Source organism: Vibrio sp. D431a, assembly GCF_030248655.1.
Lineage (GTDB): Bacteria > Pseudomonadota > Gammaproteobacteria > Enterobacterales > Vibrionaceae > Vibrio > Vibrio alginolyticus.
Genome location: NZ_JAHGAP010000008.1, coordinates 86,960 through 109,929, shown reverse-complemented (window position 1 = coordinate 109,929; position 22,970 = coordinate 86,960). Strand labels below are relative to the sequence as shown.

At 43.2% G+C, this 22,970-nt stretch carries 23 protein-coding genes; 17 read left to right on the top strand and 6 right to left on the bottom strand.

From position 1 onward, the window contains the following. Positions 1 to 76: 76 nt before the first annotated feature. Positions 77 to 2,212, bottom strand: coding sequence for a TonB-dependent siderophore receptor (locus KJB35_RS06075; RefSeq protein ID WP_149192517.1), 2,136 nt, complete (start codon positions 2,210 to 2,212; stop codon positions 77 to 79). Positions 2,213 to 2,311: 99 nt separating this feature from the next. After that, a complete protein-coding gene (locus KJB35_RS06070) occupies positions 2,312 to 3,277 on the bottom strand; it encodes a helix-turn-helix domain-containing protein (RefSeq protein ID WP_033906176.1) in 966 nt (321 codons plus the stop codon). 537 nt (positions 3,278 to 3,814) lie between these two features. On the opposite strand from KJB35_RS06070, the gene zwf reads away from it, so the two are divergent. The 5 genes from zwf to KJB35_RS06045 all read left to right on the top strand — a co-directional run bounded on the left by zwf (position 3,815) and on the right by KJB35_RS06045 (position 9,093). Continuing rightward, entirely contained in the window at positions 3,815 to 5,317 is a 1,503-nt protein-coding gene (gene zwf, locus KJB35_RS06065) for a glucose-6-phosphate dehydrogenase (protein WP_017634563.1), read from the top strand. Next, positions 5,314 to 6,030, top strand: a complete 717-nt coding sequence (gene pgl / locus KJB35_RS06060; RefSeq protein ID WP_005387158.1) for a 6-phosphogluconolactonase — start codon at positions 5,314 to 5,316, stop codon at positions 6,028 to 6,030. The genes zwf and pgl overlap by 4 nt, the downstream gene beginning before the upstream one ends. Before the next feature lie 38 nt (positions 6,031 to 6,068). Further along, on the top strand, positions 6,069 to 7,517 hold the full coding sequence (gnd, locus tag KJB35_RS06055) for a decarboxylating NADP(+)-dependent phosphogluconate dehydrogenase (RefSeq protein ID WP_005377160.1): 1,449 nt from the start codon (positions 6,069 to 6,071) through the stop codon (positions 7,515 to 7,517). 197 nt (positions 7,518 to 7,714) lie between these two features. Then, complete coding sequence (locus KJB35_RS06050; RefSeq protein WP_053350327.1) at positions 7,715 to 8,569, top strand: hypothetical protein; 855 nt, start codon at positions 7,715 to 7,717, stop codon at positions 8,567 to 8,569. Further along, a complete protein-coding gene (locus tag KJB35_RS06045; RefSeq protein WP_053350328.1) occupies positions 8,566 to 9,093 on the top strand; it encodes a hypothetical protein in 528 nt (175 codons plus the stop codon). The genes KJB35_RS06050 and KJB35_RS06045 overlap by 4 nt, the downstream gene beginning before the upstream one ends. 10 nt (positions 9,094 to 9,103) lie before the next feature. On the opposite strand, the gene KJB35_RS06040 is transcribed toward KJB35_RS06045, so the two are convergent. After that, positions 9,104 to 9,307: a hypothetical protein gene (locus KJB35_RS06040; RefSeq protein WP_213908125.1), complete on the bottom strand. Its 204-nt coding sequence runs from the start codon at positions 9,305 to 9,307 to the stop codon at positions 9,104 to 9,106. Between the two features lie 578 nt (positions 9,308 to 9,885). Here KJB35_RS06040 and KJB35_RS06035 point away from each other — a divergent pair. Continuing rightward, a complete protein-coding gene (locus tag KJB35_RS06035; RefSeq protein ID WP_005377165.1) occupies positions 9,886 to 10,023 on the top strand; it encodes a hypothetical protein in 138 nt (45 codons plus the stop codon). A gap of 61 nt (positions 10,024 to 10,084) precedes the next feature. On the opposite strand, the gene KJB35_RS06030 is transcribed toward KJB35_RS06035, so the two are convergent. Continuing rightward, on the bottom strand, positions 10,085 to 11,851 hold the full coding sequence (locus tag KJB35_RS06030) for a sigma-54-dependent Fis family transcriptional regulator (protein WP_213894313.1): 1,767 nt from the start codon (positions 11,849 to 11,851) through the stop codon (positions 10,085 to 10,087). Between the two features lie 239 nt (positions 11,852 to 12,090). On the opposite strand from KJB35_RS06030, the gene KJB35_RS06025 reads away from it, so the two are divergent. Next, complete coding sequence (locus tag KJB35_RS06025) at positions 12,091 to 13,611, top strand: aldehyde dehydrogenase family protein (RefSeq protein WP_005377169.1); 1,521 nt, start codon at positions 12,091 to 12,093, stop codon at positions 13,609 to 13,611. Between the two features lie 126 nt (positions 13,612 to 13,737). Here KJB35_RS06025 and exsE2 read toward each other — a convergent pair whose 3' ends face one another. Together exsE2 and exsC are read right to left on the bottom strand one after the other, a co-directional pair. Beyond that, positions 13,738 to 14,043 (bottom strand): T3SS regulon translocated regulator ExsE2, encoded by a 306-nt coding sequence (exsE2, locus tag KJB35_RS06020; protein WP_005387156.1) that lies wholly within the window; start codon positions 14,041 to 14,043, stop codon positions 13,738 to 13,740. A gap of 8 nt (positions 14,044 to 14,051) precedes the next feature. Continuing rightward, the gene (gene exsC / locus KJB35_RS06015; RefSeq protein WP_005377174.1) at positions 14,052 to 14,498 is read right to left on the bottom strand and encodes a type III secretion system regulatory chaperone ExsC; all 447 of its coding nucleotides are present in this window, start codon (positions 14,496 to 14,498) and stop codon (positions 14,052 to 14,054) included. Positions 14,499 to 14,886: 388 nt separating this feature from the next. Between exsC and KJB35_RS06010 the strand changes: the two genes are divergently transcribed. The 10 genes from KJB35_RS06010 to KJB35_RS05965 all read left to right on the top strand — a co-directional run bounded on the left by KJB35_RS06010 (position 14,887) and on the right by KJB35_RS05965 (position 22,970). Further along, the gene (locus KJB35_RS06010; RefSeq protein WP_031778954.1) at positions 14,887 to 15,300 is read left to right on the top strand and encodes a YscW family type III secretion system pilotin; all 414 of its coding nucleotides are present in this window, start codon (positions 14,887 to 14,889) and stop codon (positions 15,298 to 15,300) included. 609 nt (positions 15,301 to 15,909) lie between these two features. Then, on the top strand, positions 15,910 to 16,770 hold the full coding sequence (locus KJB35_RS06005) for an AraC family transcriptional regulator (protein ID WP_005377191.1): 861 nt from the start codon (positions 15,910 to 15,912) through the stop codon (positions 16,768 to 16,770). Between the two features lie 148 nt (positions 16,771 to 16,918). Then, entirely contained in the window at positions 16,919 to 17,899 is a 981-nt protein-coding gene (locus tag KJB35_RS06000) for a T3SS regulon anti-activator ExsD domain-containing protein (protein ID WP_005377193.1), read from the top strand. A 12-nt stretch (positions 17,900 to 17,911) separates the two neighbouring features. Next, a complete protein-coding gene (locus KJB35_RS05995; RefSeq protein ID WP_005377195.1) occupies positions 17,912 to 18,340 on the top strand; it encodes a YscB family type III secretion system chaperone in 429 nt (142 codons plus the stop codon). After that, complete coding sequence (gene sctC, locus KJB35_RS05990; RefSeq protein WP_033906172.1) at positions 18,337 to 20,211, top strand: type III secretion system outer membrane ring subunit SctC; 1,875 nt, start codon at positions 18,337 to 18,339, stop codon at positions 20,209 to 20,211. The genes KJB35_RS05995 and sctC overlap by 4 nt, the downstream gene beginning before the upstream one ends. A 5-nt stretch (positions 20,212 to 20,216) precedes the next feature. Continuing rightward, on the top strand, positions 20,217 to 21,518 hold the full coding sequence (sctD, locus tag KJB35_RS05985; RefSeq protein WP_005377197.1) for a type III secretion system inner membrane ring subunit SctD: 1,302 nt from the start codon (positions 20,217 to 20,219) through the stop codon (positions 21,516 to 21,518). Next, on the top strand, positions 21,505 to 21,708 hold the full coding sequence (locus tag KJB35_RS05980; protein ID WP_005377198.1) for an EscE/YscE/SsaE family type III secretion system needle protein co-chaperone: 204 nt from the start codon (positions 21,505 to 21,507) through the stop codon (positions 21,706 to 21,708). Before sctD ends, KJB35_RS05980 begins: the two co-directional genes overlap by 14 nt. Before the next feature lie 18 nt (positions 21,709 to 21,726). Continuing rightward, positions 21,727 to 21,975 carry a type III secretion system needle filament subunit SctF gene (gene sctF / locus KJB35_RS05975; protein WP_005377199.1) on the top strand — a complete coding sequence of 83 codons (249 nt, stop codon included), beginning with the start codon at positions 21,727 to 21,729 and terminating at the stop codon, positions 21,973 to 21,975. A 3-nt stretch (positions 21,976 to 21,978) separates the two neighbouring features. Further along, positions 21,979 to 22,338, top strand: coding sequence for a YscG family type III secretion system chaperone (locus KJB35_RS05970; protein WP_005377200.1), 360 nt, complete (start codon positions 21,979 to 21,981; stop codon positions 22,336 to 22,338). Next, positions 22,335 to 22,970 (top strand): YopR family T3SS polymerization control protein, encoded by a 636-nt coding sequence (locus tag KJB35_RS05965; RefSeq protein ID WP_005377201.1) that lies wholly within the window; start codon positions 22,335 to 22,337, stop codon positions 22,968 to 22,970. Before KJB35_RS05970 ends, KJB35_RS05965 begins: the two co-directional genes overlap by 4 nt.

Below are 22,970 nucleotides of genomic sequence, written 5' to 3'. Positions count from 1 at the left end.
TCTATGCAAAATAAAAAGCGATGGCTTGTTTTAGAAACCATCGCTTTACAAATTACTGCTGTTCCGCTCTAAGAGGTTAGAAGTTGTATTCTAACTTCGCTTCGATAGAGCGCTCAGCGCCAAACCAACAGTTATTTTTGTCGTAACAAGAATAGTATTCTTTATCGAATAGATTGCTTGCAGAAAGCGTGACGCTAGCCCCTTTCATTGATTCAGATACCGTTGAGAAATCGTAACTTGCTGCTAAATCAAACAAGGTGTAGTCCGGTACTTTTTGACTATTCTGTGCATCAATTTGTGCTTCTCCGACATAGCGAACGCCAGCACTGGTACGAAGGCCTGAAAGATTTCCTTCAAAGAAGTAATTTGCCCATAGAGAGGCCGTTTGCTCAGGTACCCAAACCGGCGTTTTACCTTCTTGGTTGTAATAACTGTCCTCGGTAATCTCCATATCGGTATATGTATAGCCTAGAGTGAAATCAGCTTGTGCTGTGGCTTGCCATTTTGCCTCAAGTTCAATACCTTGTGATACCACTTCGCCCGCTTGATAGTTCGGTGCATATGGATTATTCGGATCGGTCAAGATCGCGTTTTTCTTCGTAATATGGAAGAGTGCTAAGTTACCTGAGATATCACCAGATAATGGTGCGTATTTAAAGCCTAACTCCCATTGATGACCGGTTGATGGCTCAAATGCTTTACCAGAAGAGTCGGCACCCGCAATTGGCTCAAAACTTTCCGAGTAAGTAAGGTATGGCGAGAGGCCAAAGTCTAGCTCATACAAACCACCGACTCGGAAAGATACGTTGGTATCGTCTAACTCTTCCTTGCTGTTGGATACTGCTCCTAGATAATCGCTAACGGCGTCTGTATTTGAATCGTATTTATCCCAACGAAGACCTGCAATCATTACAAGTTGGTCGTAACGAACTTGATCTTGGAAATAAACGCCAATCTGCTTCGTTTTGATATCTAAGTTTTGTTTGTATTGGAAATTCAGTGCATTACGATCAATGCTGTTGTGGTCAGGATTAAAAATGTCCTGAGTTAGCGAATACCCAAGCGTGTCTTTGTATTTTACATCTGAGTCTAGATACTGATAATCAAGCCCGAACAATAAGTTATGTTCAAAATTTCCTGTTTTAACGTAGCCAGATAGTTGGTTGTCAATCACAAAGGATTTGGACTTTTCATCGGTTAAATAGGCATTTCGACCAACGGTACGGTTATCCGCTTCAAGTGCACCGTTATATGTGTTTTCCTGATAGGCATCGGCGGTCATGTAGCGGGCATTCTGTAGAAATTGCCAATTGTTGTTAAAGTCGTGTTGGACTTTGTAACCCATCATCAGAACTTCGCGTTCGTAAGTGTTCCAGTCCTCATCCCCCAAATAAGTGCTTGGTGACATCGAGCCAAGTGGGTTTTTAATCACTGAGCCAGACGCAGGCACAGTCGTGTAGATACCTGCTGATGGATCATTTTGATAGTAAACATTCACGTTCACTAATGTGTTTTCTGTCGCTTGCCAATTGAAAGATGGGGCGAGTACGTAACGTTCGTCTTCAGACGTATCGGCTTGACCATCTCGCTGTTTTGCCAGGCCGACGATACGGTAATCAACATTAGAATCACCAACTTGTCCTGTGGTGTCGAACGTCAGTTCTTTTAGGCTGTTAGTCCCTGTACTAATCGAGACAGAGTGCGAGGGTGTTGACTGAGGCGCCTTGGCGATAATGTTGACCATACCTCCTGGTGGAATATTGCCGTAAAGAACAGACGTTGGCCCTTTAAAAACCTCGATTTGCTCAAGAGCAACGGAATCGACCTGCGGTTGAAGGTTCCAACCGTTGTACAGCAAAGGAAGACCATCATAAAAGTTGGTGTAGTTAATAAAACCACGAATATTGAATAGGTCAAGTCGGGAAACGGCACCGCCACGCAATTCTGTATTTACGCCAGGTGCATAACGCAATGCTTCGCTCACCGAGTTTACGCCGCGCAGGTCCATGTCATCTTTAGTGATTACCGTGATCGCTTGCGGTGTTTCCTCCGGTTCTAAAACGGTTTTAGTTGCGGTGTTTCGGTATGTTTCTCCTAGCACCGTAATCGTTTCGTGTTGGGATGTGCTCTCAGTTGCATTGGCGTGGCCAGCGAGCAATGCGGATACGACGATAGCAACCGCTGAACGATGAAATCGAATCGGACTTTCCATATTTATAAATTCCACTACTTTTTCTATTTATTGATAATGATTGTTATTTGTATTCTATATTCAAAGAAATAGGAAAAGTTAACAATTTGGTGCAAAACACTAATCTTTGGAACTTATTCTTCTGTTCTTAGGTTTTAAAGATAGCGCGTCGTTTGGCTCTACAGGAATCCAATACTGCATTTGTGCTTGTTCGCTATCAACATCATAACCTTCTGGATAAAGCTCTAACTCATAACCATCGATAGCATGATAATTAGAGTAGGGTAGCCAATGTAAAATAAACCATTCCAGCGTTGAGGCGAGCTCTGATGCTTTGCCTATGTGTGTAATGACGGCGTAGGTTTGCTCAGGAACAGCCAAGAGGTCTAACCCCGAGTTGGAAGAGTTCGTTGATCTTGGTGCGTTTGCTGTTGGACTGCACTCATAACCTGCCCAATACTCAAGTTGTTGGTTGTTTGAATACGCTTGAGTCACATCAATCACGCCAAAGTAACTACTTTCCGAATTGTTAAGGTTTTCAGATGAATAAAGACGTGACCAAAGTGACGGTACTTTGGATTGGAAATCGGGCGTAGCGGAAAACAATCCGTGAATAGGTTCATGATAACCAGCAAGTTCAAAAGCCGGTTTTGTTTCTATTCGAACTTCAATAAAGCGCTGATGTTTTTTCTCTTCTTCTGGTGTCTTACGCAGCGTCAAAGGTTGCCTCAACCCGGAGAGTTGTTGCGTTTTTCGATATTCGCGGGGGCTTTTTGAAAACATATTCCTGAACGCACGGCTAAATGCGTGTTCAGATGTAAATCCCATTTCTATCGCTATATCTAACGAGCGGTCAGAAGTATGGATTAAGCGCTCAGCCGCAAGGCTAAGTTTAAGCTCTCTGATGTAGTGAGCGACGGATACGCCAGTGTGTTGTTGAAATACGCGTTGCAGTTGCCAGCGCGACCAACAACTTGCTTTCGATATTTCATCTACGCTCAGAGTGCTGTCTAAGTTGGTGTGAATGTAGTCAAGCACCGATTGTATTCGGTTTATGGGATGTGGGTTAATGGCGCTTGATTTCATGGCGTTCTACTTTCACATTAATAGTGATTTCATTATCTTTAATTGAGTATCATTATCAATAGGGTGATGAAATAAAAAGTAAGTAACACAGATCACGATAAAACTGTAATGGATTGCAAGGATGAGTAATTATTGCCCATATTAGAGTTTTTGCTTAAATTTTGGAGCGTTCAGATGAAACTTTTTTTATCAATAAAATACAATCACTTATGACGTTTTGTGCAACTTATTTAAACGTTTGCACTGGCAAGTGTTGATGTAAATCAAATAGTCGTAGACAATATTGCCCCGTGTCGGACTCTCCTCCAGCGAGTACAGTGTGTACTTTTGAGACATAAGTGACTTAAATGACCTCAATACGTCGTGTTTCCAAGAATCGGAAATGCAACTTCTTGAGGTTCTTTGGGCCCATAGACTTTACCTATCAACGTAATAGGTAAGACCAATTTTCTATTTTGAGGTGCCATTGATAGGGTTGGCTCATTCTCTAGCCGTATCCGGGCACACAATAAGTACCTCGTTTTTAAGGGAAAGATGATGGTAATACCAGAAAACAGCAGCATCGTTATTTTTGGTGCTTCAGGTGACCTTACGTACCGTAAGCTCATTCCTGCTTTATACCACCTCTACGCGAACAAGCAGCTTCCAGAGAATTTTGCCATTCTGGGTGTAAGTCGCACTGAATACAGTGATGAGTCTTACCGCGCGAAGCTGAAAAAATCGCTTCAGGAAATGGAAAAGACTGAGCCAGAAACGCTTGATGCATTTATTAACCATCTGCACTACCAAGCAATTAATACTTCTGACACACAAGATTACGGTAAGCTATCTTCTCGCTTAGACCAACTTGCGGACGAATATCAATTCGAGCAACGCAATACGCTTTTTTACTTAGCAACCCCACCAAGTTTATACAGTGTGATCCCTGCAAGTCTTGCAGCACATGGTCTTAACAGTGAAGAGGATGGCTGGAAACGCCTGATCATTGAGAAACCATTCGGCTATGATCTTGAATCGGCGCGTATTCTGGACAAAGAAATTCACGAGCACTTCCAAGAGCATCAAATCTACCGAATTGACCATTACTTAGGTAAAGAAACGGTACAAAACCTACTTGTGCTTCGTTTCTCTAATGCGATGTTTGAGCCGCTTTGGAACCGTAACTTCATTGATTACGTTGAAATCACAGGCGCAGAATTCCTTGGCGTAGAGGAGCGTGGTGGTTACTACGACAACTCTGGTGCTGTGCGCGACATGTTCCAAAACCACTTGCTACAAGTATTAGCAATGGTAGGTATGGAACCACCAGCGCAAATCAATGCAGACTCGATGCGTGATGAAGTGGTAAAAGTGCTTCAATGCCTAAAGCCATTAGACGAAAACGCTCTGCGCAACGATCTAGTATTAGGCCAATACACGGCGTCTGAAGTCCGTGGGCAAAGCCTACGCGGCTACCGTGAAGAGCCGGGAGTTGCAGACGACTCTCGTACAGAGACTTACATCGGTTTGAAAGCGTACATCAACAACTGGCGTTGGAATGGCGTGCCATTTTACGTGCGTACTGGTAAGCGTCTTCCAACACGCGTTACTGAGGTGGTTATCCACTTTAAACAAACACCGCATCCTGTGTTTGGTCAAAACGCACCAGAAAACAAGCTGATCATTCGTATTCAACCAGACGAAGGCATTCAAATGAGCTTTGGCTTGAAAGAGCCAGGCGCAGGCTTTGAAGCGAAGGAAGTGAAAATGAACTTCCATTACGCTGACCTGCAAGAAACGCAAATGCTAACGGCATACGAGCGCCTTCTACTTGATGCTTTGAATGGTGATGCTACGCTATTTGCACGTAGTGATGCGGTGGAAGCGTGCTGGCAATACGTACAGCCAATCTTAGATTTTAAGCAAGATCCACAATCCCTCTTCGGGTACGCATGCGGCACTTGGGGACCTAAAGAGTCAGATGACTTGTTACAGCGTGATGGCCGCGCTTGGCGTTTCCCATGTAAAAACTTAACAGATACGGATTACTGTGAACTATGATCAACCATAAGATCTACCAAACAGCAGAACAGGTAGTTGAAAGCCTAGCTAACGATATGAAAGCGTTTAGCGAAATGGGCAGACCTGTTCACATCTCTCTTTCTGGCGGCAGCACTCCTAAAATGCTGTTTAAACTACTGGCTTCAGAGGCTTACGCAACCTCCATTCAATGGGAAAACCTCCACTTTTGGTGGGGTGACGAACGTTGTGTTGCCCCTGACGATGCAGAAAGCAACTACGGTGAAGCGAACACGTTGTTGTTTAGCCAAGTAAATATTCCTGCAGAAAACATTCACCGCATCCGTGGCGAAGATGAGCCTAAAGCAGAAGCCGAGCGCTTTGCAAAAGAGATGGCAGAGGTAATCCCGAATGAAAACGGCACACCTGTGTTTGACTGGATCTTATTAGGCGTTGGTGCAGATGGTCATACAGCTTCTCTGTTCCCTGGCCAAACGAATTATGATGATGCGAACCTATCTCTTGTGGCGTCGCATCCTGAATCGGGCCAACTTCGTGTGTCGAAAACCGCACGCGTATTAGAAGCAGCGAAACGCATTAGTTACTTAGTGCTTGGTGCAGGAAAAGCGGACATTGTTGAAGAAATTAACAGTTCACCAGCACACGCACTGCCATACCCAGCGGCTAAGATTCAAGCGAAATCGGGCCTAACGGAATGGTATTTAGATTTAGACGCGGCAGCAAAAATTGCTTAAGACGCTGCTCGTCGATGAAATAAAATTGGAGAGAAACAATGAAAGGTGATATCGGTGTAATTGGCCTAGCAGTAATGGGTCAAAACCTTATCCTAAATATGAACGATCACGGCTTTAAAGTGGTTGCTCACAACCGTACTGCTGCTAAAGTAGACGAGTTCCTGGAAGGTCCAGCAAAAGGCACGAACATCATCGGTGCATACTCTCTAGAAGAACTAGTAGAGAAGCTAGAAACGCCGCGTAAAGTAATGTTGATGGTTCGCGCTGGTGACGTTGTAGACAAGTTCATCGAAGCGCTAGTACCTCTGCTAGACAAAGGCGACATCATTATTGACGGTGGTAACACTAACTACCCAGATACAAACCGTCGTGTTGCTGCACTACGTGAAAAAGGTATCCACTTCATCGGTACTGGTGTATCTGGTGGTGAAGAAGGTGCGCGCTTCGGTCCATCTATCATGCCTGGCGGTGCTGCTGAAGCATGGGAAGCGGTTAAGCCTATCTTCCAAGGTATCGCTGCGAAAACTGACGCTGGTGAGCCATGTTGTGACTGGGTTGGTAACGACGGTGCTGGTCACTTCGTTAAGATGGTACACAACGGTATCGAATACGGTGACATGCAGCTTATCACAGAAGCTTACCAGTTCATGAAAGACGGTCTTGGTATGTCTGCTGACGAGATGCAAGCAGTATTCGCTGATTGGAACAAGACTGAACTAGACAGCTACCTTGTTGAAATCACGGCTGACATCCTTGGCTACAAAGATGAAGACGGTGAGCCTCTCGTTGAGAAGATCCTAGACACAGCAGGCCAAAAAGGTACTGGTAAATGGACTGGTATTAACGCACTAGACCTAGGTATTCCACTAACACTTATCTCTGAGTCTGTATTCTCTCGTTGTCTATCTGCACTGAAAGACCAACGTGTTGAAGCTGAATCTCTATTCGGTAAGACAATCACTCCAGTTGAAGGCGACAAGCAAGAGTGGGTTGATGCACTACGTCAAGCGCTACTAGCTTCTAAGATCATCTCTTACGCTCAAGGCTTCATGCTAATGCGCGAAGCATCGAACGAGAACGGTTGGGACCTAAACTACGGTAACGTAGCCCTAATGTGGCGTGGTGGTTGTATCATCCGCTCTGCGTTCCTAGGCAACATCCGTGATGCGTACGAAGCGAACCCAGACATCGCATTCCTAGGTTCTGATGAGTACTTCAAAAACATCCTACAAGGCAGCCTAGCAGCATGGCGTAAAGTAGCAGCGAAGTCTCTAGAGTCTGGTATCCCAATGCCATGTACGATTTCTGCGCTATCTTTCCTAGACGGTTACACAACAGCTCGTCTACCAGCGAACCTGCTTCAAGCTCAACGTGACTACTTCGGTGCTCACACTTATGAGCGTATTGACCGTCCACGTGGTGAATTCTTCCACACTAACTGGACTGGTACAGGCGGCGACACAGCGTCTACAACTTACGACGTGTAATCGTTTTAAGTAAACCGACTAAATATAAAGATATAAAGGGATGCCCAAGTGGCATCCTTTTTTGTGTCTGTAAGATATTGGTAGATTTAAAAGTTACATTAAACGTTGATTCGTCACGCACTTCTCAGAAATGGGAGAGCAGGTTTTTTTCTTCCGATTAGAATATGCCGAGTTAAAAAGTCTAAGGAATAGTGGAGATGACCACCGATAAGTTTCAGTGTTTGAGTAAAAGAAATAAAGTTAAAAGAAATGGTTGCTTAAAGAAAATTGAAGAAAATGAAGTAGATATATATGTATTAGATAGCAGAGGCCTCGTTGATCTTTGGATATTTGAAAAAAGATTCAAAGGATTAAGTGAAGAACAAGTTAAGGATCTTGCAGCATCTATGAAAGTTGCTGAGTTTGTTAGCTCGAGGGGAAGTTTATTACATGATATTGCCGCATTCTATATACTCGCAGAAGACCTTCATAAAGGAGGGACGATAATCGGGAAATATGAGATAACTAGGAATGGTTCTAAAAGTTACATCACCTTTAAAGGCAACCACAGACTCAGAAGTATAGTAAAAGGCACACGTTACCTTTTGAACAATGCCAACATTTTGGCTTTAGGAATAGGACAAGCTGGTCTGAAAGTGAGTGCTAAAGGTGGAGTGTTTCTCACAATTATTTATTCAGTCCCCTATCGAACTCTAGAGCTTGCATTTAAAAAAGATTATTTGTTCAGTAATTGGGTTGTCAATGTGAGTTCTGACGTTATAAAAGCTTCAATTTCAGCGACAATTGGATACTTAGCAGGAGCTTATTTTATAGGTGCTACAGGAGTCGTATTATTACCTATTGGAGTTGGTATTGTTGCTGCTTTATTAGTTGGAGAGGTGCTAAATTCTTTGGAAGGAAAGCTCGAATTGAAAGAAAAAGTTATTGCGGCTATCGATGAGCACTTTGAGAAGAGGGCTATACAAGCAATTGACGAAATCAATGAAGACATTGTGAGACGCAAATCTATAAGTCAACTTAAGCGTGCTACCACCAAGGCTATTTTCTTATGATAGAACAGAAGCACCCGGCGCATTCAGCTTTCGTTTTGGTAATATGTATTACCTTGAGTGCGTACTCAAGTTATCGGTTGTATGAGTATTTAACATTAGAGTCTCTCCAACATCAAATAAATAGTAACTTTTTAGTCATATATTTAAGTACGTCTCATGTGATTAGTGTTAGTGGCCTGATTCTAGCTCCGACTTTAAGTGTATTTATAGCTTCTCGTGTTATTTTTAAATCTTCAAGTGTATCGATCAAATGGATGGGTTTTGCAACTGTACTTGCTTTGCTAGTTGCTATTCCTGGAAGACTTTGGGAGTTCGGACGACTGCAAAATATTGCCGAAACCAACGGTTACTTGACATGTCCACCTTTCACAATTGCATCAAGCGGAATGTTTGTAGAAGCTATGGTAAAAGAAGAAAAATACTGTATAGAACCAGAAATTAATCGTATTGGTATGTATGGTTATTTTCACGAACTCGAACGGATTGATAACTATATCAAGTCACATAGAAATGACATTCAATAGAAAAGAGCGCCTAGGCGTTCTTTTCAGTGGTCGTTTTCTTGTTTTGATAAAATCTGTCTTTTAGGTAGAGAATTGCACTGACCACAAGAGCCACTAAAGAAACAGTGAATAGGGCGTACATGCTGAGAATCCATGCGAATGTGGCCGTCAAGAATGCAATGAAGGAAAACATTCTGCTGAAAGACATCACATGGCCAAGTTTGTTACTTTTCATAAACGCCTCCCGAAGCTAAGTGGGGATAGACAATTGTGGTCATATGCCACACTTTTAATTGTCTGCTCTTTTGGGACGTTTCACACAAAAAAGTGGCTAAAGATTTCTCAAAAAAGGTGAAATATTGAACTGGTAGACAAATCGTTAAACTGAGTTGCACAGATATGACTTCGGTTGTCTATCACTTCAAAGTTTTTAACTACGCAGATTAAGGGCATGTAGCGCTATTATTATCGTATTCGAACTCTACGATACACAATTGCAAGTGAACCTACACTCGTAAGCTCATCCCTGTCGTCAGTTACAGTAAAAGCTTTTTTCTCTGTTTAACAATACCTTAGTAACTACGGGCAATTAAATCTGTTTTTCGATCGAAACTCAGATTGCACAAAAGGTGAAAAAGAGTGCTAGGTAAGCCTCTAAACTACGCCTATAATTAGCGCCTACATGGAGGATGTTTATTATATGAACATCCTTTATTTTTTGAAACTAGCAACAAGGATCCAGTAAAACATGTTTTTCTGGTTTTGTTTACGTCGACCAAGAAGGTAATTAACACAGCAAATTGAGGTTCTAAGATGACTCTTAACAAGTACTTTGTTTTCATTCCAGCAGAATTGGAACAGGAAATGCACAAGGACAATCAAGTGATCTCTGAGAAGGAAACTCAACGTCAGGCATTAGTAAAACAGGCACAACAACAAGGCGGCCTGTAAGCTAGGTTTCAAAGAGAAAGAGCACCGCAACGGTGCTCTTTTTGTATCTGAGGTCGTAGAATTAACTTAATATGCCAAGGCTTTTCAACTTTCTGTAAATGGTATTTCGGCTCACACCAAGCATACGAGACGTTTTGCTAATGTTCCCCTGGTTGGCTTGATATGTTTTGAGCAACTTATCTTCGACGGTTGCACGCAGTTCTGAAGTTGGTTCAGCGGATGCTGCTCCTTCTTGAGCTTGGCTGAGTTTCTTACTTAGGTGGGCTGGGACGTGTGTGAGTTCCAATATTTCTTCACCTTGCGCCATTAAGGCGGATACTTTGATTAAACTATCGAGTTCACGCAAATTTCCTGGCCATGAGTAAGACAGCATCAGAGAAAGTAGGTGAGGGCAAAGCTGTTGTTCAGATTCGGCGTGACGCCGATGAATGTTCTCAATCAGTTGTCGTTTGTCATCACGTTCCTCAAAGCGAGGTAGCTCAATGATCAAGCCATTAAGGCGATAATACAAATCTTGGCGGAACAATCCTTCGCTGACCAAATGTTCCAGATCTTTATGCGTGGCTGCAATGATTTGCGTATCGACTTGAATACTTTGGTTTGAACCCACGGGAAGCACGGTTTTATCTTGCAATACATGGAGCAAGCGGCTTTGAGCTTCCAAGGGTAAATCTGCGATTTCATCCAGAAACAAAATCCCTTTGTGTGCTTGGCGAATTTTCCCCTGATAACCTTTGCTGTTTGCGCCAGTAAAGGCACCGGCTACGTAGCCAAATAATTCAGATTCAACCAGATCTTTTGGTAGCGCTCCGCAGTTAACGGAAACCAACGGTCCCGTTTTTCTCTGGCTGTTTTTATGAAGCGCTTTCACAAACTCGTTTTTGCCAACACCAGTCTCTCCGAGAATCAACAAACTGATGTCTTTATCGATGACGCGATTGGCTTGCTGCCAACAGTGCTCAACAGCGGAGTCGCCATAATGAAGATCATTGGACGCCGCTACAGCACGAGACTTGACCTTGCTATCTTTATCGGTAAGCGGTTTTGTTTTGAAAACGAAAGGGTGCTCATTTCCCCGAGTGGATAGAATGTCGTCTAAGGATTGCCCAATGATACTTTTTTGCGCAAAAAGTTGAGAGGCTACTTGATTGTGAGCCAAAACTTGTCCGTCTTCATTTGCAATGATAATTCCTTGCCAACCACTATTCAGTAAACCTTTTTCGCACGCTAAATCCACACGAATATGCCCTTGTGGAATCAAGTTAAGTAGTTGATTCTCCACTTGCTGGACCATGTTTTGTACTAGTACTTGCGTTGAGAAGTCATGTCTCTTTTGCTCGCTCGTAATATCTAATACGCCAATGAGGTTATCAAGATGATCGAAAATAGGATTAGCCGAACAGCTAATAAAACGATGGTGTTGGATAAAGTGCTGATCACCAATAACAGAAACGGGCTTTGCTTCAACCAAGGCTGTACCAATCGCGTTGGTGCCTTTGACCTTTTCTTGCCAGCATGCTCCAGAGCTTAGCGAGATTTCCGTTAACTTCTCACGAAATCTAGGCTGTCCCCAACTGCCGATGATGACACCATCTGAGTCTGTCAAAATTAAGCGACTGTCGCTATGAGCAAATAGCTGATTAAACAAAGGGAGTGCACATTGAGTGACTGCCTCTAGCAAAAAATTGAGTTGGTGACGCCTATCTTGGAGCGTTGCTGGCGTTACTCGAATATCTTCAGGGCGTCGACGCTGTTTTAAACCCGCTTGTTCACTTCTGACCCATGAAGTTGAAAGCCAATTGTTATCGCTAATGTGTTGAAGTTCCATGACTGTACCATTTTGTCACAGTGAGGGTGTGCCATTTTGGAACACTTGAACATTGGTGTTCACACCATACATCCGCTCAAACATCGCTCACTTGGTTTGTTATCGCTTGGTAATCATAGTTTTACATTTAATTAACAACAAGTGTGGCGTAGTTGGCGTGTGACTTGCGTAATGCTCTTTGTGAACAGTGCGATACGACACTGCAATAACACATTGAACGAGAAACAAAAGGAAGAGTTATGATTTATGCACAGCCAGGTAGTGAAAATGCCATTGTTAACTTTAAATCGCATTACGATAACTTTATCGGTGGGGAATGGGTAAAACCAACGGGTGGTGAGTACTTTGACAATATCTCACCAATCAACGGACAAGCGTATTGTAAAGTTGCTCGCTCCGGCGAGGAAGATATTAATTTAGCACTGGATGCCGCGCACAACATCAGAGCAAAATGGGCCAAAACCAGCGTGACAGAACGTTCGAACATCTTGCTGAAAATTGCTGACCGTATTGAGCAGCATCTAGAAGAGCTTGCAGTTGCAGAAACTTGGGAAAACGGCAAACCAGTTCGCGAAACCTTGGCGGCAGATTTACCTTTAGTAGTGGATCACTTCCGTTACTTCGCTGGCTGTATTCGCGCACAAGAAGGCAGTGCGGCAGAACTGGATGAGCACACCGCAAGCTACCACTTCCCAGAACCGATTGGTGTGGTGGGTCAAATTATTCCGTGGAACTTCCCAATGTTGATGGCGGCTTGGAAACTAGCACCGGCACTAGCGGCGGGTTGCTGTGTGGTATTGAAGCCAGCAGAGCAAACCCCAACATCCATTCTGGTTCTGATGGAAAAAATCGGTGACCTTCTTCCTCCTGGTGTCATCAACGTTGTAAACGGATATGGTTCTGAAGCGGGTCAAGCATTAGCAACCAGCAACCGCATTGCGAAACTCGCTTTTACCGGGTCTACGCAAGTTGGCAACCACATTCTGAAATGTGCAGCAGACAACTTGATCCCATCGACAGTTGAGTTAGGTGGTAAATCTCCAAACATCTACTTCTCAGATATCTTCGATTACGAAGATGAGTATCTTGATAAGTGTATCGAAGGTACGTTACTTGGTTTCTTCAACCAAGGTGAAGTTTGTACTTGTCCATCTCGCGTACTGGTTCATGAAGCGATTTATGACAAGTTTGTAGAGAAACTGACGGAACGTGCACAGCTGATTAAACAAGGTAATCCGCTCGATACCGATACTCAAGTCGGTGCTCAGGCTTCTCAAGAACAGTTTGATAAGATTTTAAGTTACCTGGAAATCGGCCGTGAAGAAGGCGCAAAAGTGGTCTTTGGTGGTGGAGTGTCAGAACAGCCAGAGTCTATCAACCAGGGGTACTACATTCAGCCAACCATGTTGGAAGGCCACAACAAGATGCGAATCTTCCAAGAAGAAATCTTTGGCCCAGTGATTGCTATCACCAAATTCAAAGATGAGGCTGAAGCGTTGGAAATCGCAAACGACACTGAATATGGCTTAGGCGCAGGTGTTTGGACACGTGATGCGAACGTTGCATATCGTATGGGCCGTAATATTGAAGCTGGTCGGATCTGGATTAACTGTTACCACGCTTACCCTGCACACGCAGCGTTCGGTGGTTACAAAAAATCGGGTATCGGGCGCGAAACGCACAAGATGATGCTGGATCACTACCAGAACACGAAGAACTTGCTGATTAGCTACAGCATCGACCCGTTAGGCTTCTTCTAGTGAAACTAAGTAATTAATAAAGAAAAAGCAGTATGAATCAAAACCCCGAATCTTCGGGGTTTTTTATTAGCGTGAGCTTGTCGGCTGAAGGGTAACTTAGATGTTTAACCTGCTTATATTGTGATATCAGGAACGTTGAATTATCGCCACTTTTCGTTCCATAAGCTTTTCTACGGCGGCGTTTTGCTTGTCAATATTGAGTTGTGGATCAAAGTCCAAAACGCGATTGCAAGATTCGAGACTGGCAAATTGATTTAAACATTCACCAAGCTCTCTTTTAGAGCTTGTTCGCATCAGACTGCTTTCTGATGAGGAGAGTAGGGTGACTTTACGGCCATGAAACGTTCCTTGCGGCACTGCATCACTTTGCTGCGCTTGTTGAGCGTCATGAACCGATGAATTGGTGTATGTGGATTGGATGTCATTGGACATAAAGACACCTAAACTCTCAAGTCTAAAGTTTGTGGCATCGGTGGTGCCTCATCAATGGTTACATGAGAAGACAATAACGCTTCCCACGACTCGCTGTGCGTCAGCAATTCTGCTAAAGCTGTTTCAAAATATTCGTAATCCAGTCGCCTAATGTTAATGAGTCGGTTTAAACATAGGACATGTCGGTGGTTATCTAAACTAAAAAATAACTGGTGCTCAGGCCAGTGATAATTAAAGGCCAAGAAAGAACGATAAAGATCGGAATTTACAATTTGAAGGCCAACAATCTCAGCTTCGAGCTGCAGAGTTGTCGATTCAGGATGAAAGATGATATGCACCCTTAGATTATCATCAAAGGCTAAGCTTACTTCATTTTCCGTTAGATGCAGTGCAGGCAAGCCTATTTGATGAGCAAACTTTAGCAAAATCTCATCGATAGTTTGGCGTGCTGACATAGGAATAGTCCCTTTTGAAATTTTATCAAGGAAAATATTAGATGTATCTCTTCATGTTTATCAATATTAGTCGGTTGTTATTATATTTTGGCTTTTAAATGTGTTGAGAGAAATAGAAAGGCAAAAGTAAATGTGTTCAGATGCATATCTCGATGGTAATGATATATATGAATATCATTTTTCTCTAATAAACTTCAATTAAGGAAGGAATGAAAGTGAGCAGAAACTGCTTTTGAAATTACAGTCCATGTTAACTACGTGTTGTTGAAAAATGCGATTTATTGTCCGCTTGTAGTATAAATATAAGTTGATCTTTTATATTTTTACATAAAGAATTGTGTGGATTTCAAATGAGCTAGATTATATAAAATAAGTTTATGGGGTCATAATGAACAATTCTATATGGGCTGGTTTTATTGGGTTATTCATACTGAGTGGGTGCAGTCAGACTGTGTCCGTCAATGGGGTGGATGACTTTGATACACAGAGTCAGGCATCAGTCTATGGTTGGGTTTCTGTCGACGGCTACTTTCCACCTTCGATTACTTCTCTTGAAGTGGAAATATGTAAAGTTATTGATAATCAATGTCTTAAATCGGTATCTCAGAGCTACCAAGGCGTTCAGTTGCCTGTGCAGTATTCGTTTTTAATTGCACCAATTCAAGCTGGTGAAGGAAAAATGAAGATTATTGGAAAGCTTTATTCAAACGGTGAGCTCGTTGCGGAAAAAGAAAAGAACTATTTATTTTTAGAGGGAAATAAACAAGAAAACTTGATTCTTGTTCCAAAAATAAACAGATAAAATTTTAAGCACTACATTTTTATTAGAATTTTCTAATTTATAAAAATAAAGACTATATCTTTCCTGTTGTGAAAGATTTGTTGTCTTTTATAAACATTAATTACATGACTTTGAAGTCATCGGGTCAGTTGTTTTTTAGACTCATACTTGTTGCAAAAACAGTATTTTTTATGATTATATCTCGCTCCTTGAACACGTTGGCTTGGCGTTTTAGGCTATAAAATATACATTTTTATGATTTTGGAAATTTAATTTTGTTCTCGAAACGGTGCCGAAATCTATTTAATTGTATTCTAATGTATAACAAAACAACCAAACTTAAATAACGAAATGATATTTAAGTTTTGGCTAATGATAAACGCTATCTGATAAAAATAATAAAGACGGACAGCAGAAATTTACTAAGTCAAACCTTTACCTTCAGGTAAAGGTAATGCTTGGGTTATTTGCTAATTATTCGGGGGGTATGGTAAGTGATAGAACTTCTATGCTCTTTTCTTTGCTTCTTTAATTCATACAGCAGTACTTAGAAATAACAACGATCAAAGTAGTGCTTTGAAAGTTTCTCAACATTTGCACTGAGAAACTCAAAATAATGAAGGGTAGAAAATGGATGTGTCAGGCCAACTAAACTCAGAAAGGGTCGACTCGAGTTCACGAAAAATTCGTAGTTTTTCCTGCTATGAAAAATCTGACGAAGTATTTCACTCAGACCAGTCTCACATTGTTGTCGTTCACAATGGTCAGCTTCGAGTTCAAACAGGTGATTGCACAATCGATGTTGCTGCAGAAAATGGGGTATTTCTATCTCAAGGGGATTACTTGTTAGAGTACTCTCCGCTAGATGGGGCATACAAAGCGTCGATTATTGCTTACGACAATGAACTCGTTAGTCAGTTGCTGCAAAAACACAGTGATCTCTTGATGATGCTGCCTAAGGTAGACAAAGTTTGTTCTGGTTTGTTTACTTTTGGTTTGAACATACTCGTTGAACAAGTGCTTTCTAGCATGCAGACGCTTGAGCAACAAGCGTACCCTGATGCCATTATGTGCCTAAAATACGAAGAACTACTCATTCTCTTGCTACACAGCAAAGGAGGAGAATCACTGTATGCGTTGCTGTCACAACAAACAAACCGTACGTCGGAACGGTTACGTCGATTTATGGAACAGCATTACTTAAAAGAATGGAAGTTGACAGACTACGCGCAGGAGTTTGGTGCCAGCTTAACCACTTTTAAAGAGCTTTTTAATGAGCACTATGGCATTTCTCCAAGAGCTTGGATCAGTGAGCGTCGACTACTGCATGCTCATAAACTGCTGTTGACGAGCAAGATGAGCATCGTAGATGTGGCGATGGAGGCAGGGTTTTCCAGTCAGTCTTACTTTACGCAGAGTTACCGTCGTCGTTTTGGAACGACCCCAAGCCGCGTACGTTCGGGAGACGATCAAGTGGCTATCGCGAAATGAAATGACTTGGGACTAAAATTTTCTGACTAATTTTGAAAGTCACTCACCAGTGTAAATTCTATTATGTATCGTGTAACAACGAACGATTAAAAATTATTACATCTCTTTCTTTCTGGATTGTTCGAAAGGGGTGCGGAGACGAACATAAATGAAAAAGCAGCATTGGCGACGCCGTTCGCTTTTTCCAGACAGCATAGTGACACAGCGGAAAGTGACTGTTTTACAAAGAGGAGCTCGTTATGAAAGCGCCTCGAAACCTACGCAGGATCTCAATGTTGTGCACGTCAATCACCGACAATTGTTGAGTGAAGGCGTCATAAATTATGAGCAGTTATCTTTACTTCAACGCTTGTTGGATAGAAATGTCGTCGATAGCCTATGCGCTAGCCAGTTAGTTAAAACGTATCAAAAACTTGGTGCTTCGATAGACCGGTTTGCCATGCGTTTATTTTTGGAGATTGGATCGCAGCTCAGTGATAGCAGCACAATCACAACGTTCGAACAAAGGCTGGACTACATCAACTCTCGTCTGGGCTTTCGCTTTAATTTGGCTGTCCCAAAAACGTTGATGCTTTGTTTCCATTTATCACTCAACGAGTGGATTAACCGACAAGTCGATCAAAGTGCTCTTCATGCTTCGATTAAAGTTGAACAACTTATCAATCAACTCGATATTCAGAAGGAATATTGGTCGAAGCTATCAGGGGAAGACACCAGTGCCGTCTTTGTTCAACAGCAACTCGATCTTATTAAGAGCCAGCAGCATCAACTTAAAAAGCAACTTGGGACGTTAAGCGAACAACAGTTGCAAGTGATTGAATGTCATCGTTTGTTAATTGAGAAGTGGCAACCGTCTTTAGACGAGCTGAAAGGGTTCGCGGAGTACACCTCTACAACCGAACAATTTATTTCTGAGTGGAAAAATTGGTGTTCGGAAGTGCGACTTGAAGCCCCCGAGCTGAACGAAGTTTGGGATGCATGCGATGTGGTTTACAACGACCAAAATGCGGTTGCGAAAGTATGGCAATGGTTCAAGAACATGCAAACTGTTGGTGATATCGATCACTACTATTTTGATACTCAAAGTGGTCAGTGCGGCCAGGCTTGCAATCACCTCAGCCAGATCTAAATAGGGCGTTAAATGTTAGATAAGATGATGAAATCTTTAGCGGAAGCGCTAAAGGTAGGGGATTTTATTGCCTCAGAAAATGGTTCTTACAACATCGAGGTTGACCAGTTATCACTGACCATCAAGCAACATGCGTCATGGATTTTATGGGAAGCGACGTTACCCTTCCAGTTTAAAGAGCATCTAGATTATCAACAAGAACAAGCGTTACAACGTTGCATGCAGCTCTCATTAAAAACCATTCGTGAGGATGGCGGCGTACTGACAACCAATGATGATCAGCAATTGATTTTGCAAAGTAAAGTAAGGGTTGAGGACTGTTCGGTGGAACGGTTCTCTGCTTTGCTTTCTAAGCACGTCAATCTATGTGAGCGTTACATTGCATTATTGGAACAAGAACGCGTGAACCACACAATCAACCATACAGTGTGGTTACCATGATGCTAAAAATCTTTCCCAACATTAGGCGTGCTGCAACAAAGGCATTGTTATGCGCAGTGAGTGTTGTTCCTTTGGGATACGCGCAAGCAACAGACTTACACTGGCCCGAACAACCGTTCCGCTACTATGCAGATAATGACTCATTAAAAGAGTTGTTGAATAACTTCGGTGCAAATTATCGTGTCTCGGTTTCTGTTAGTGACAAAGTCAACGATCGAGTGAATGGGCGTTTTACCCCTGAAGATCCGGCGGAATTCCTCGATTACTTATCGCAAGTGTACAACTTGATGTGGTATTTCGATGGAGCCGTCTTACATGTCTATAAGGCGACAGAAACTCGCTCACGTTTACTTCAATTGGAATTACTTACGGCTAGAGAGCTACGCAGTACGTTAATTTCCACCGGCGTTTGGGATTCTCGTTATGGTTGGAGAGCTGCTGAGAGCAAAGGGTTAGTCTATCTTGCGGGTCCTCCACGTTATGTCGACTTAGTGGTACAAACGGCGGAGGCATTGGAAACGCGCTTGCTGCAGAAATCGAATTCAACCGACGAATTATTCGTTGAGATAATTCCTTTGAAGTACGCTTCTGCAACGGATAGAGAAATTGCATATCGAGATCAGACAATTACGGTCCCGGGCATCGCATCGGTGTTAAAACGGGTCGTGTCTGGTGTTCAAACGCAAGTGGCGAGTGCGTCTAGCAAAGAAGTTACCAGTCCAGATAAGCCTGTAAAAAGTAATAAAACCGCCTCAGTTCATGGTGGCGCAACAGTTGAAGCAGAGCCGGGTCTTAATGCGATTATCGTTCGTGATACTCAAGCACGATTACCGCTCTATCGTAAACTGGTCGCGCAATTAGACCAGCCGCAATCAAGAATTGAAGTCGCGCTATCGATTGTCGATATCAGTGCCAACGATCTAAGTCAGTTAGGCGTGGATTGGCGAGCGGGAGTGTCTGTCGGAAACAACCGCATTGTCGATATCAAAACAACAGGTGATGTGAATTCGGGGGATGTGACGCTCGGCAGTGGACAGAACTTTAAGTCCTTGCTTGATTCAACCAACCTAAATTACTTGCTGGCTCAAATTCGTTTATTGGAATCCAAAGGCAGTGCTCAAGTGGTTTCAAGACCAACATTGTTAACTCAGGAAAATGTCGAAGCGGTACTGAACAACAGCAGCACTTTTTACGTCAAGCTGGTTGGTAAAGAAACCGCAGCGCTGGAAGAGGTCACGTATGGCACGTTACTGAGAATTGTCCCACGTATCGTTGGTGATAGATTTGCTGCACGACCTGAAATTAACCTGAGCCTTCATCTCGAAGACGGTGCAAAGATCGCTGATGGTGGCGTCGATGATCTTCCTTCCGTTCGTAAAACTGAAATCAGCACCTTAGCGACGGTTAAACAAGGGCAAAGCTTACTTATCGGTGGTGTGTACCGAGATGAAGTGAGCCATCAGTTACGTAAAGTGCCATTGCTAGGAGACATCCCATATTTAGGCGCGCTGTTTAGAAGTAATACCAACACTAAGCGCCGCACAGTACGAATGTTTATTTTAGAACCTCGAATTGTTGTGGATGGTATTGGCGATAGTGTGTTGATTGGCAACGAATATGACTTGCGACCAAGTATCGGCAAGCTTAACAACATCTCCAACAATAGCGCTGAATTTAAATCGGTAGTGGAAGTATATAGCTGCACATCGAGGGTTCAAGCCGAGCGCTATCAACAAGACTTATTGTCACAGCAAAAGTCGTCTCAATTAACGCAGTGCCAATTACCAACAGGGCAAAAGGGTTGGCGGGTGAAAGTATTGGAATGTGATGACTCACAAAGTGAGTGTGTGCGCTCTTCAGAGGAGTCTTAACCGCGATGCAGCAATGGAAAATTCGTATTTTATCAGGCGTGCATACCGGAGTAGAAGTCACCTTACCTGAAGGTGCTCTCGTGCTTGGCAGTGACGACTTTATTGCTGATCTTGTACTGTCTGATGCTGGGGTCGAAGCGAACCATTTCACCCTCGTTTGCCAGCAAGACTCGGTCATTTTACGAGGCTGCGAAGAGGCAAATATTAACAGTGAAGACATCGCTGTTGCAGGTGATGGTATCGAGTTGTCACGCCATGCTGTTGTCTCGGTCGGCGTTGTGAAGTTCGCTCTGGGATACGCGGAAGATGCGTTAATTGTGAGTAACGTCAGCGACGAATCTAGCCAACAGAATACACCTGTGGTTGCTGTGCAACGCTCTAGCTGGAAAAAAACAACGCTCATCGCTTTGCTCTGTAGTTTTGTCCCGAGTGTCATTTTTGCCGGTATGTGGTACAGCCAAGCTAACGGAAACAACAATGAAATTGTTACAGAAGCAGAACCCATTGTTTTGGTACGTAACATCTTAGGCGAGCTCAAACTTAGCGACGTTCGTGTGGAATGGAATGCCGCCGCACGCCAAGCAGTCTTAGAGGGCTATGTTGAAGACCGAACACAGAAACTCGATCTGCTTGGTCGAATTGATGTATTGGGCATCAATTACAAAAGTGACTTAAGAACGATGGAAGAAATCCGTCGCGGGGTTCGATTTATTTTGCGCAACCTCGGCTATCACCAAGTGAAAGTCGAAAATGGCGATGAGACCGGCACACTGCTGCTGACGGGCTATATCGATGATGCAAGCCGCTGGAACCAAGTTGAACAAATCTTGGAGCGAGACGTGCCGGGTCTTATTGCGTGGAAGGTTGAACTGCAGCGAGCGGGTGCCTACATGGATACGCTAAAAGCGTTATTGACGGATGCGGAGTTACTGAAAAAAGTCCAGTTGGTCACCAGCGGTGATCGCATCGAAGTTCGTGGTGAGCTTGATGATATCGAAACGACTCGATTTTACGGTGTGACCCGAGACTTCCGGGAACAATATGGTGAGAAACCGTACTTAGTTTTGAAATCCATACCTAAGGTGAGTAAAGGCACCAACATCGATTTCCCGTTTCGTAGCGTCAACTTTGGCCAGGTTCCATATGTGATTCTGACCGATAACGTTCGCTATATGGTCGGTGCAAGAACGCCTCAGGGCTACCGAATATCCAGTGTTACACCTGCTGGTATTGAGTTGGTTAAAGGCGGGCGGGTGATAACAATAGAACTTGGATATGAAGGTGAGACGAACAATGACAAATCTTGAACAAATTTTAAATAACGACACAAACGGTGCGGAAGTGCACAAGATTAAGAGCAAGCTCTTAGAAGCACAAGCGGTGGTGAAACGTCAGTTGGATTTAGGGTGCTCACCACAGCAGTACCAATTGCTACTCAAACAGTATGAAGCTTACACAGCCGCCCATGCGGTCGTTGAATCATACGAAGCTAACTAAAAAATACGAGGAAGTCTTATGTCATTTTACGATGCTAGTAACAGTGTAAACCTTGATGATGTTAAAGCTAAGTTAGAACAACAAGCGAAAGATGCCAACACAGAAGTGACGGCAGCCATCAAGAACCTAGAAACCAATGCCGATGATCCATCAAAGCTTGCCGAGCTTCAGCACGCGATCAACAAATGGTCTGTTGTTTACAATATCAATGCGACCACCACTCGTGCGATTAAAGATGTGATGCAGTCGATTCTCCAGAAGGTGTAAAGCATGGAACGAGAAACGCGCCAACTGCTGGCTGAAATCGCGCTGATGGCAACAGGTATGCATCGTCATCAAGAAGCCAACACCATTGCAGATGGCCTTGAAGCAAGCTCAGGTTCTGAAGAGACCGTTGCGATGATTCGTGCAATGAGCCTCATGAATAAAGGCTTGTATGAAGAGGCTCATCAATTACTCGAACCACTTTGTAACGCCTATCCAGATCTGATCAGCTTAGCGGCTCTTGCTTCTGCCAAAGCCGGTTTACTGAGCAAAGCGGAAAGCTGGGTAGAACTTGCGTCACAAGGAAGCGAAGAAAGCCAAGCATTTGCTGCGAGCTTTTCTCAGGACATTAGGAATCTTGGATGATCATTGATTCAAGTAACCTAAGTCTTCAACACCAATCTTTGCGTCAGTCGGAGTCGCGCCATTATGAGCGGAGCGATGAAGACAAGATGAAAGCACTCATGGAGCGAAGTAACAAGCAAGAGCAAGTTTCACATGTTTCTCCAAAAGAGACGCTAGAGAAAACAGAAGCCAAACTGGCGGAGATTAAAGCGTGGTACGAATCATTAAAAGACGCAGAGGTTGTCAGTAAACAAAGTGTCTTATCATCGTTAAATGAAGCGTTCTCCGACCCTCAAGTTAAACGAGAGGCAATGTGGTACGCCTTTCATGAGGCGAAGAGTGCAAAAGGCAACGAGCAGCCACAATCTGATTTGTTAAAGGTGTTGAAGCAGGAGTTACTAGGGAATTTTTCGGGACAGCTTATTGCCGAACCACCTGCTGATAAAACAGCACTAAAAGCAATGCTAGCGCAGCATTTTCCACTGGGTGCCCAGAAAGAACAAGCCTTATGGCATTGCTGGGCAGAGTTGAAGTCGTTACCTGATATGGCATCAACACTGGACATGGTTCGTGATGAACTTAGCTTCATGATCCAAAAAAATGCGATGGTGAAAAACATCATGACTCACAGTCACAAGTTAGATTTATCTTAG

Excerpts from the sequence above, each read along its gene's own strand:
- KJB35_RS06075 (WP_149192517.1), bottom strand. The coding sequence starts at position 2,212 with ATGGAAAGTCCGATTCGATTTCATCGTTCAGCGGTTGCTATCGTCGTA.
- KJB35_RS06070 (WP_033906176.1), bottom strand. The coding sequence starts at position 3,277 with ATGAAATCAAGCGCCATTAACCCACATCCCATAAACCGAATACAATCG.
- zwf (WP_017634563.1), top strand. The coding sequence starts at position 3,815 with ATGGTAATACCAGAAAACAGCAGCATCGTTATTTTTGGTGCTTCAGGT.
- pgl (WP_005387158.1), top strand. The coding sequence starts at position 5,314 with ATGATCAACCATAAGATCTACCAAACAGCAGAACAGGTAGTTGAAAGC.
- gnd (WP_005377160.1), top strand. The coding sequence starts at position 6,069 with ATGAAAGGTGATATCGGTGTAATTGGCCTAGCAGTAATGGGTCAAAAC.
- KJB35_RS06050 (WP_053350327.1), top strand. The coding sequence starts at position 7,715 with ATGACCACCGATAAGTTTCAGTGTTTGAGTAAAAGAAATAAAGTTAAA.
- KJB35_RS06045 (WP_053350328.1), top strand. The coding sequence starts at position 8,566 with ATGATAGAACAGAAGCACCCGGCGCATTCAGCTTTCGTTTTGGTAATA.
- KJB35_RS06040 (WP_213908125.1), bottom strand. The coding sequence starts at position 9,307 with ATGAAAAGTAACAAACTTGGCCATGTGATGTCTTTCAGCAGAATGTTT.
- KJB35_RS06035 (WP_005377165.1), top strand. The coding sequence starts at position 9,886 with ATGACTCTTAACAAGTACTTTGTTTTCATTCCAGCAGAATTGGAACAG.
- KJB35_RS06030 (WP_213894313.1), bottom strand. The coding sequence starts at position 11,851 with ATGGAACTTCAACACATTAGCGATAACAATTGGCTTTCAACTTCATGG.
- KJB35_RS06025 (WP_005377169.1), top strand. The coding sequence starts at position 12,091 with ATGATTTATGCACAGCCAGGTAGTGAAAATGCCATTGTTAACTTTAAA.
- exsE2 (WP_005387156.1), bottom strand. The coding sequence starts at position 14,043 with ATGTCCAATGACATCCAATCCACATACACCAATTCATCGGTTCATGAC.
- exsC (WP_005377174.1), bottom strand. The coding sequence starts at position 14,498 with ATGTCAGCACGCCAAACTATCGATGAGATTTTGCTAAAGTTTGCTCAT.
- KJB35_RS06010 (WP_031778954.1), top strand. The coding sequence starts at position 14,887 with ATGAACAATTCTATATGGGCTGGTTTTATTGGGTTATTCATACTGAGT.
- KJB35_RS06005 (WP_005377191.1), top strand. The coding sequence starts at position 15,910 with ATGGATGTGTCAGGCCAACTAAACTCAGAAAGGGTCGACTCGAGTTCA.
- KJB35_RS06000 (WP_005377193.1), top strand. The coding sequence starts at position 16,919 with ATGAAAAAGCAGCATTGGCGACGCCGTTCGCTTTTTCCAGACAGCATA.
- KJB35_RS05995 (WP_005377195.1), top strand. The coding sequence starts at position 17,912 with ATGTTAGATAAGATGATGAAATCTTTAGCGGAAGCGCTAAAGGTAGGG.
- sctC (WP_033906172.1), top strand. The coding sequence starts at position 18,337 with ATGATGCTAAAAATCTTTCCCAACATTAGGCGTGCTGCAACAAAGGCA.
- sctD (WP_005377197.1), top strand. The coding sequence starts at position 20,217 with ATGCAGCAATGGAAAATTCGTATTTTATCAGGCGTGCATACCGGAGTA.
- KJB35_RS05980 (WP_005377198.1), top strand. The coding sequence starts at position 21,505 with ATGACAAATCTTGAACAAATTTTAAATAACGACACAAACGGTGCGGAA.
- sctF (WP_005377199.1), top strand. The coding sequence starts at position 21,727 with ATGTCATTTTACGATGCTAGTAACAGTGTAAACCTTGATGATGTTAAA.
- KJB35_RS05970 (WP_005377200.1), top strand. The coding sequence starts at position 21,979 with ATGGAACGAGAAACGCGCCAACTGCTGGCTGAAATCGCGCTGATGGCA.
- KJB35_RS05965 (WP_005377201.1), top strand. The coding sequence starts at position 22,335 with ATGATCATTGATTCAAGTAACCTAAGTCTTCAACACCAATCTTTGCGT.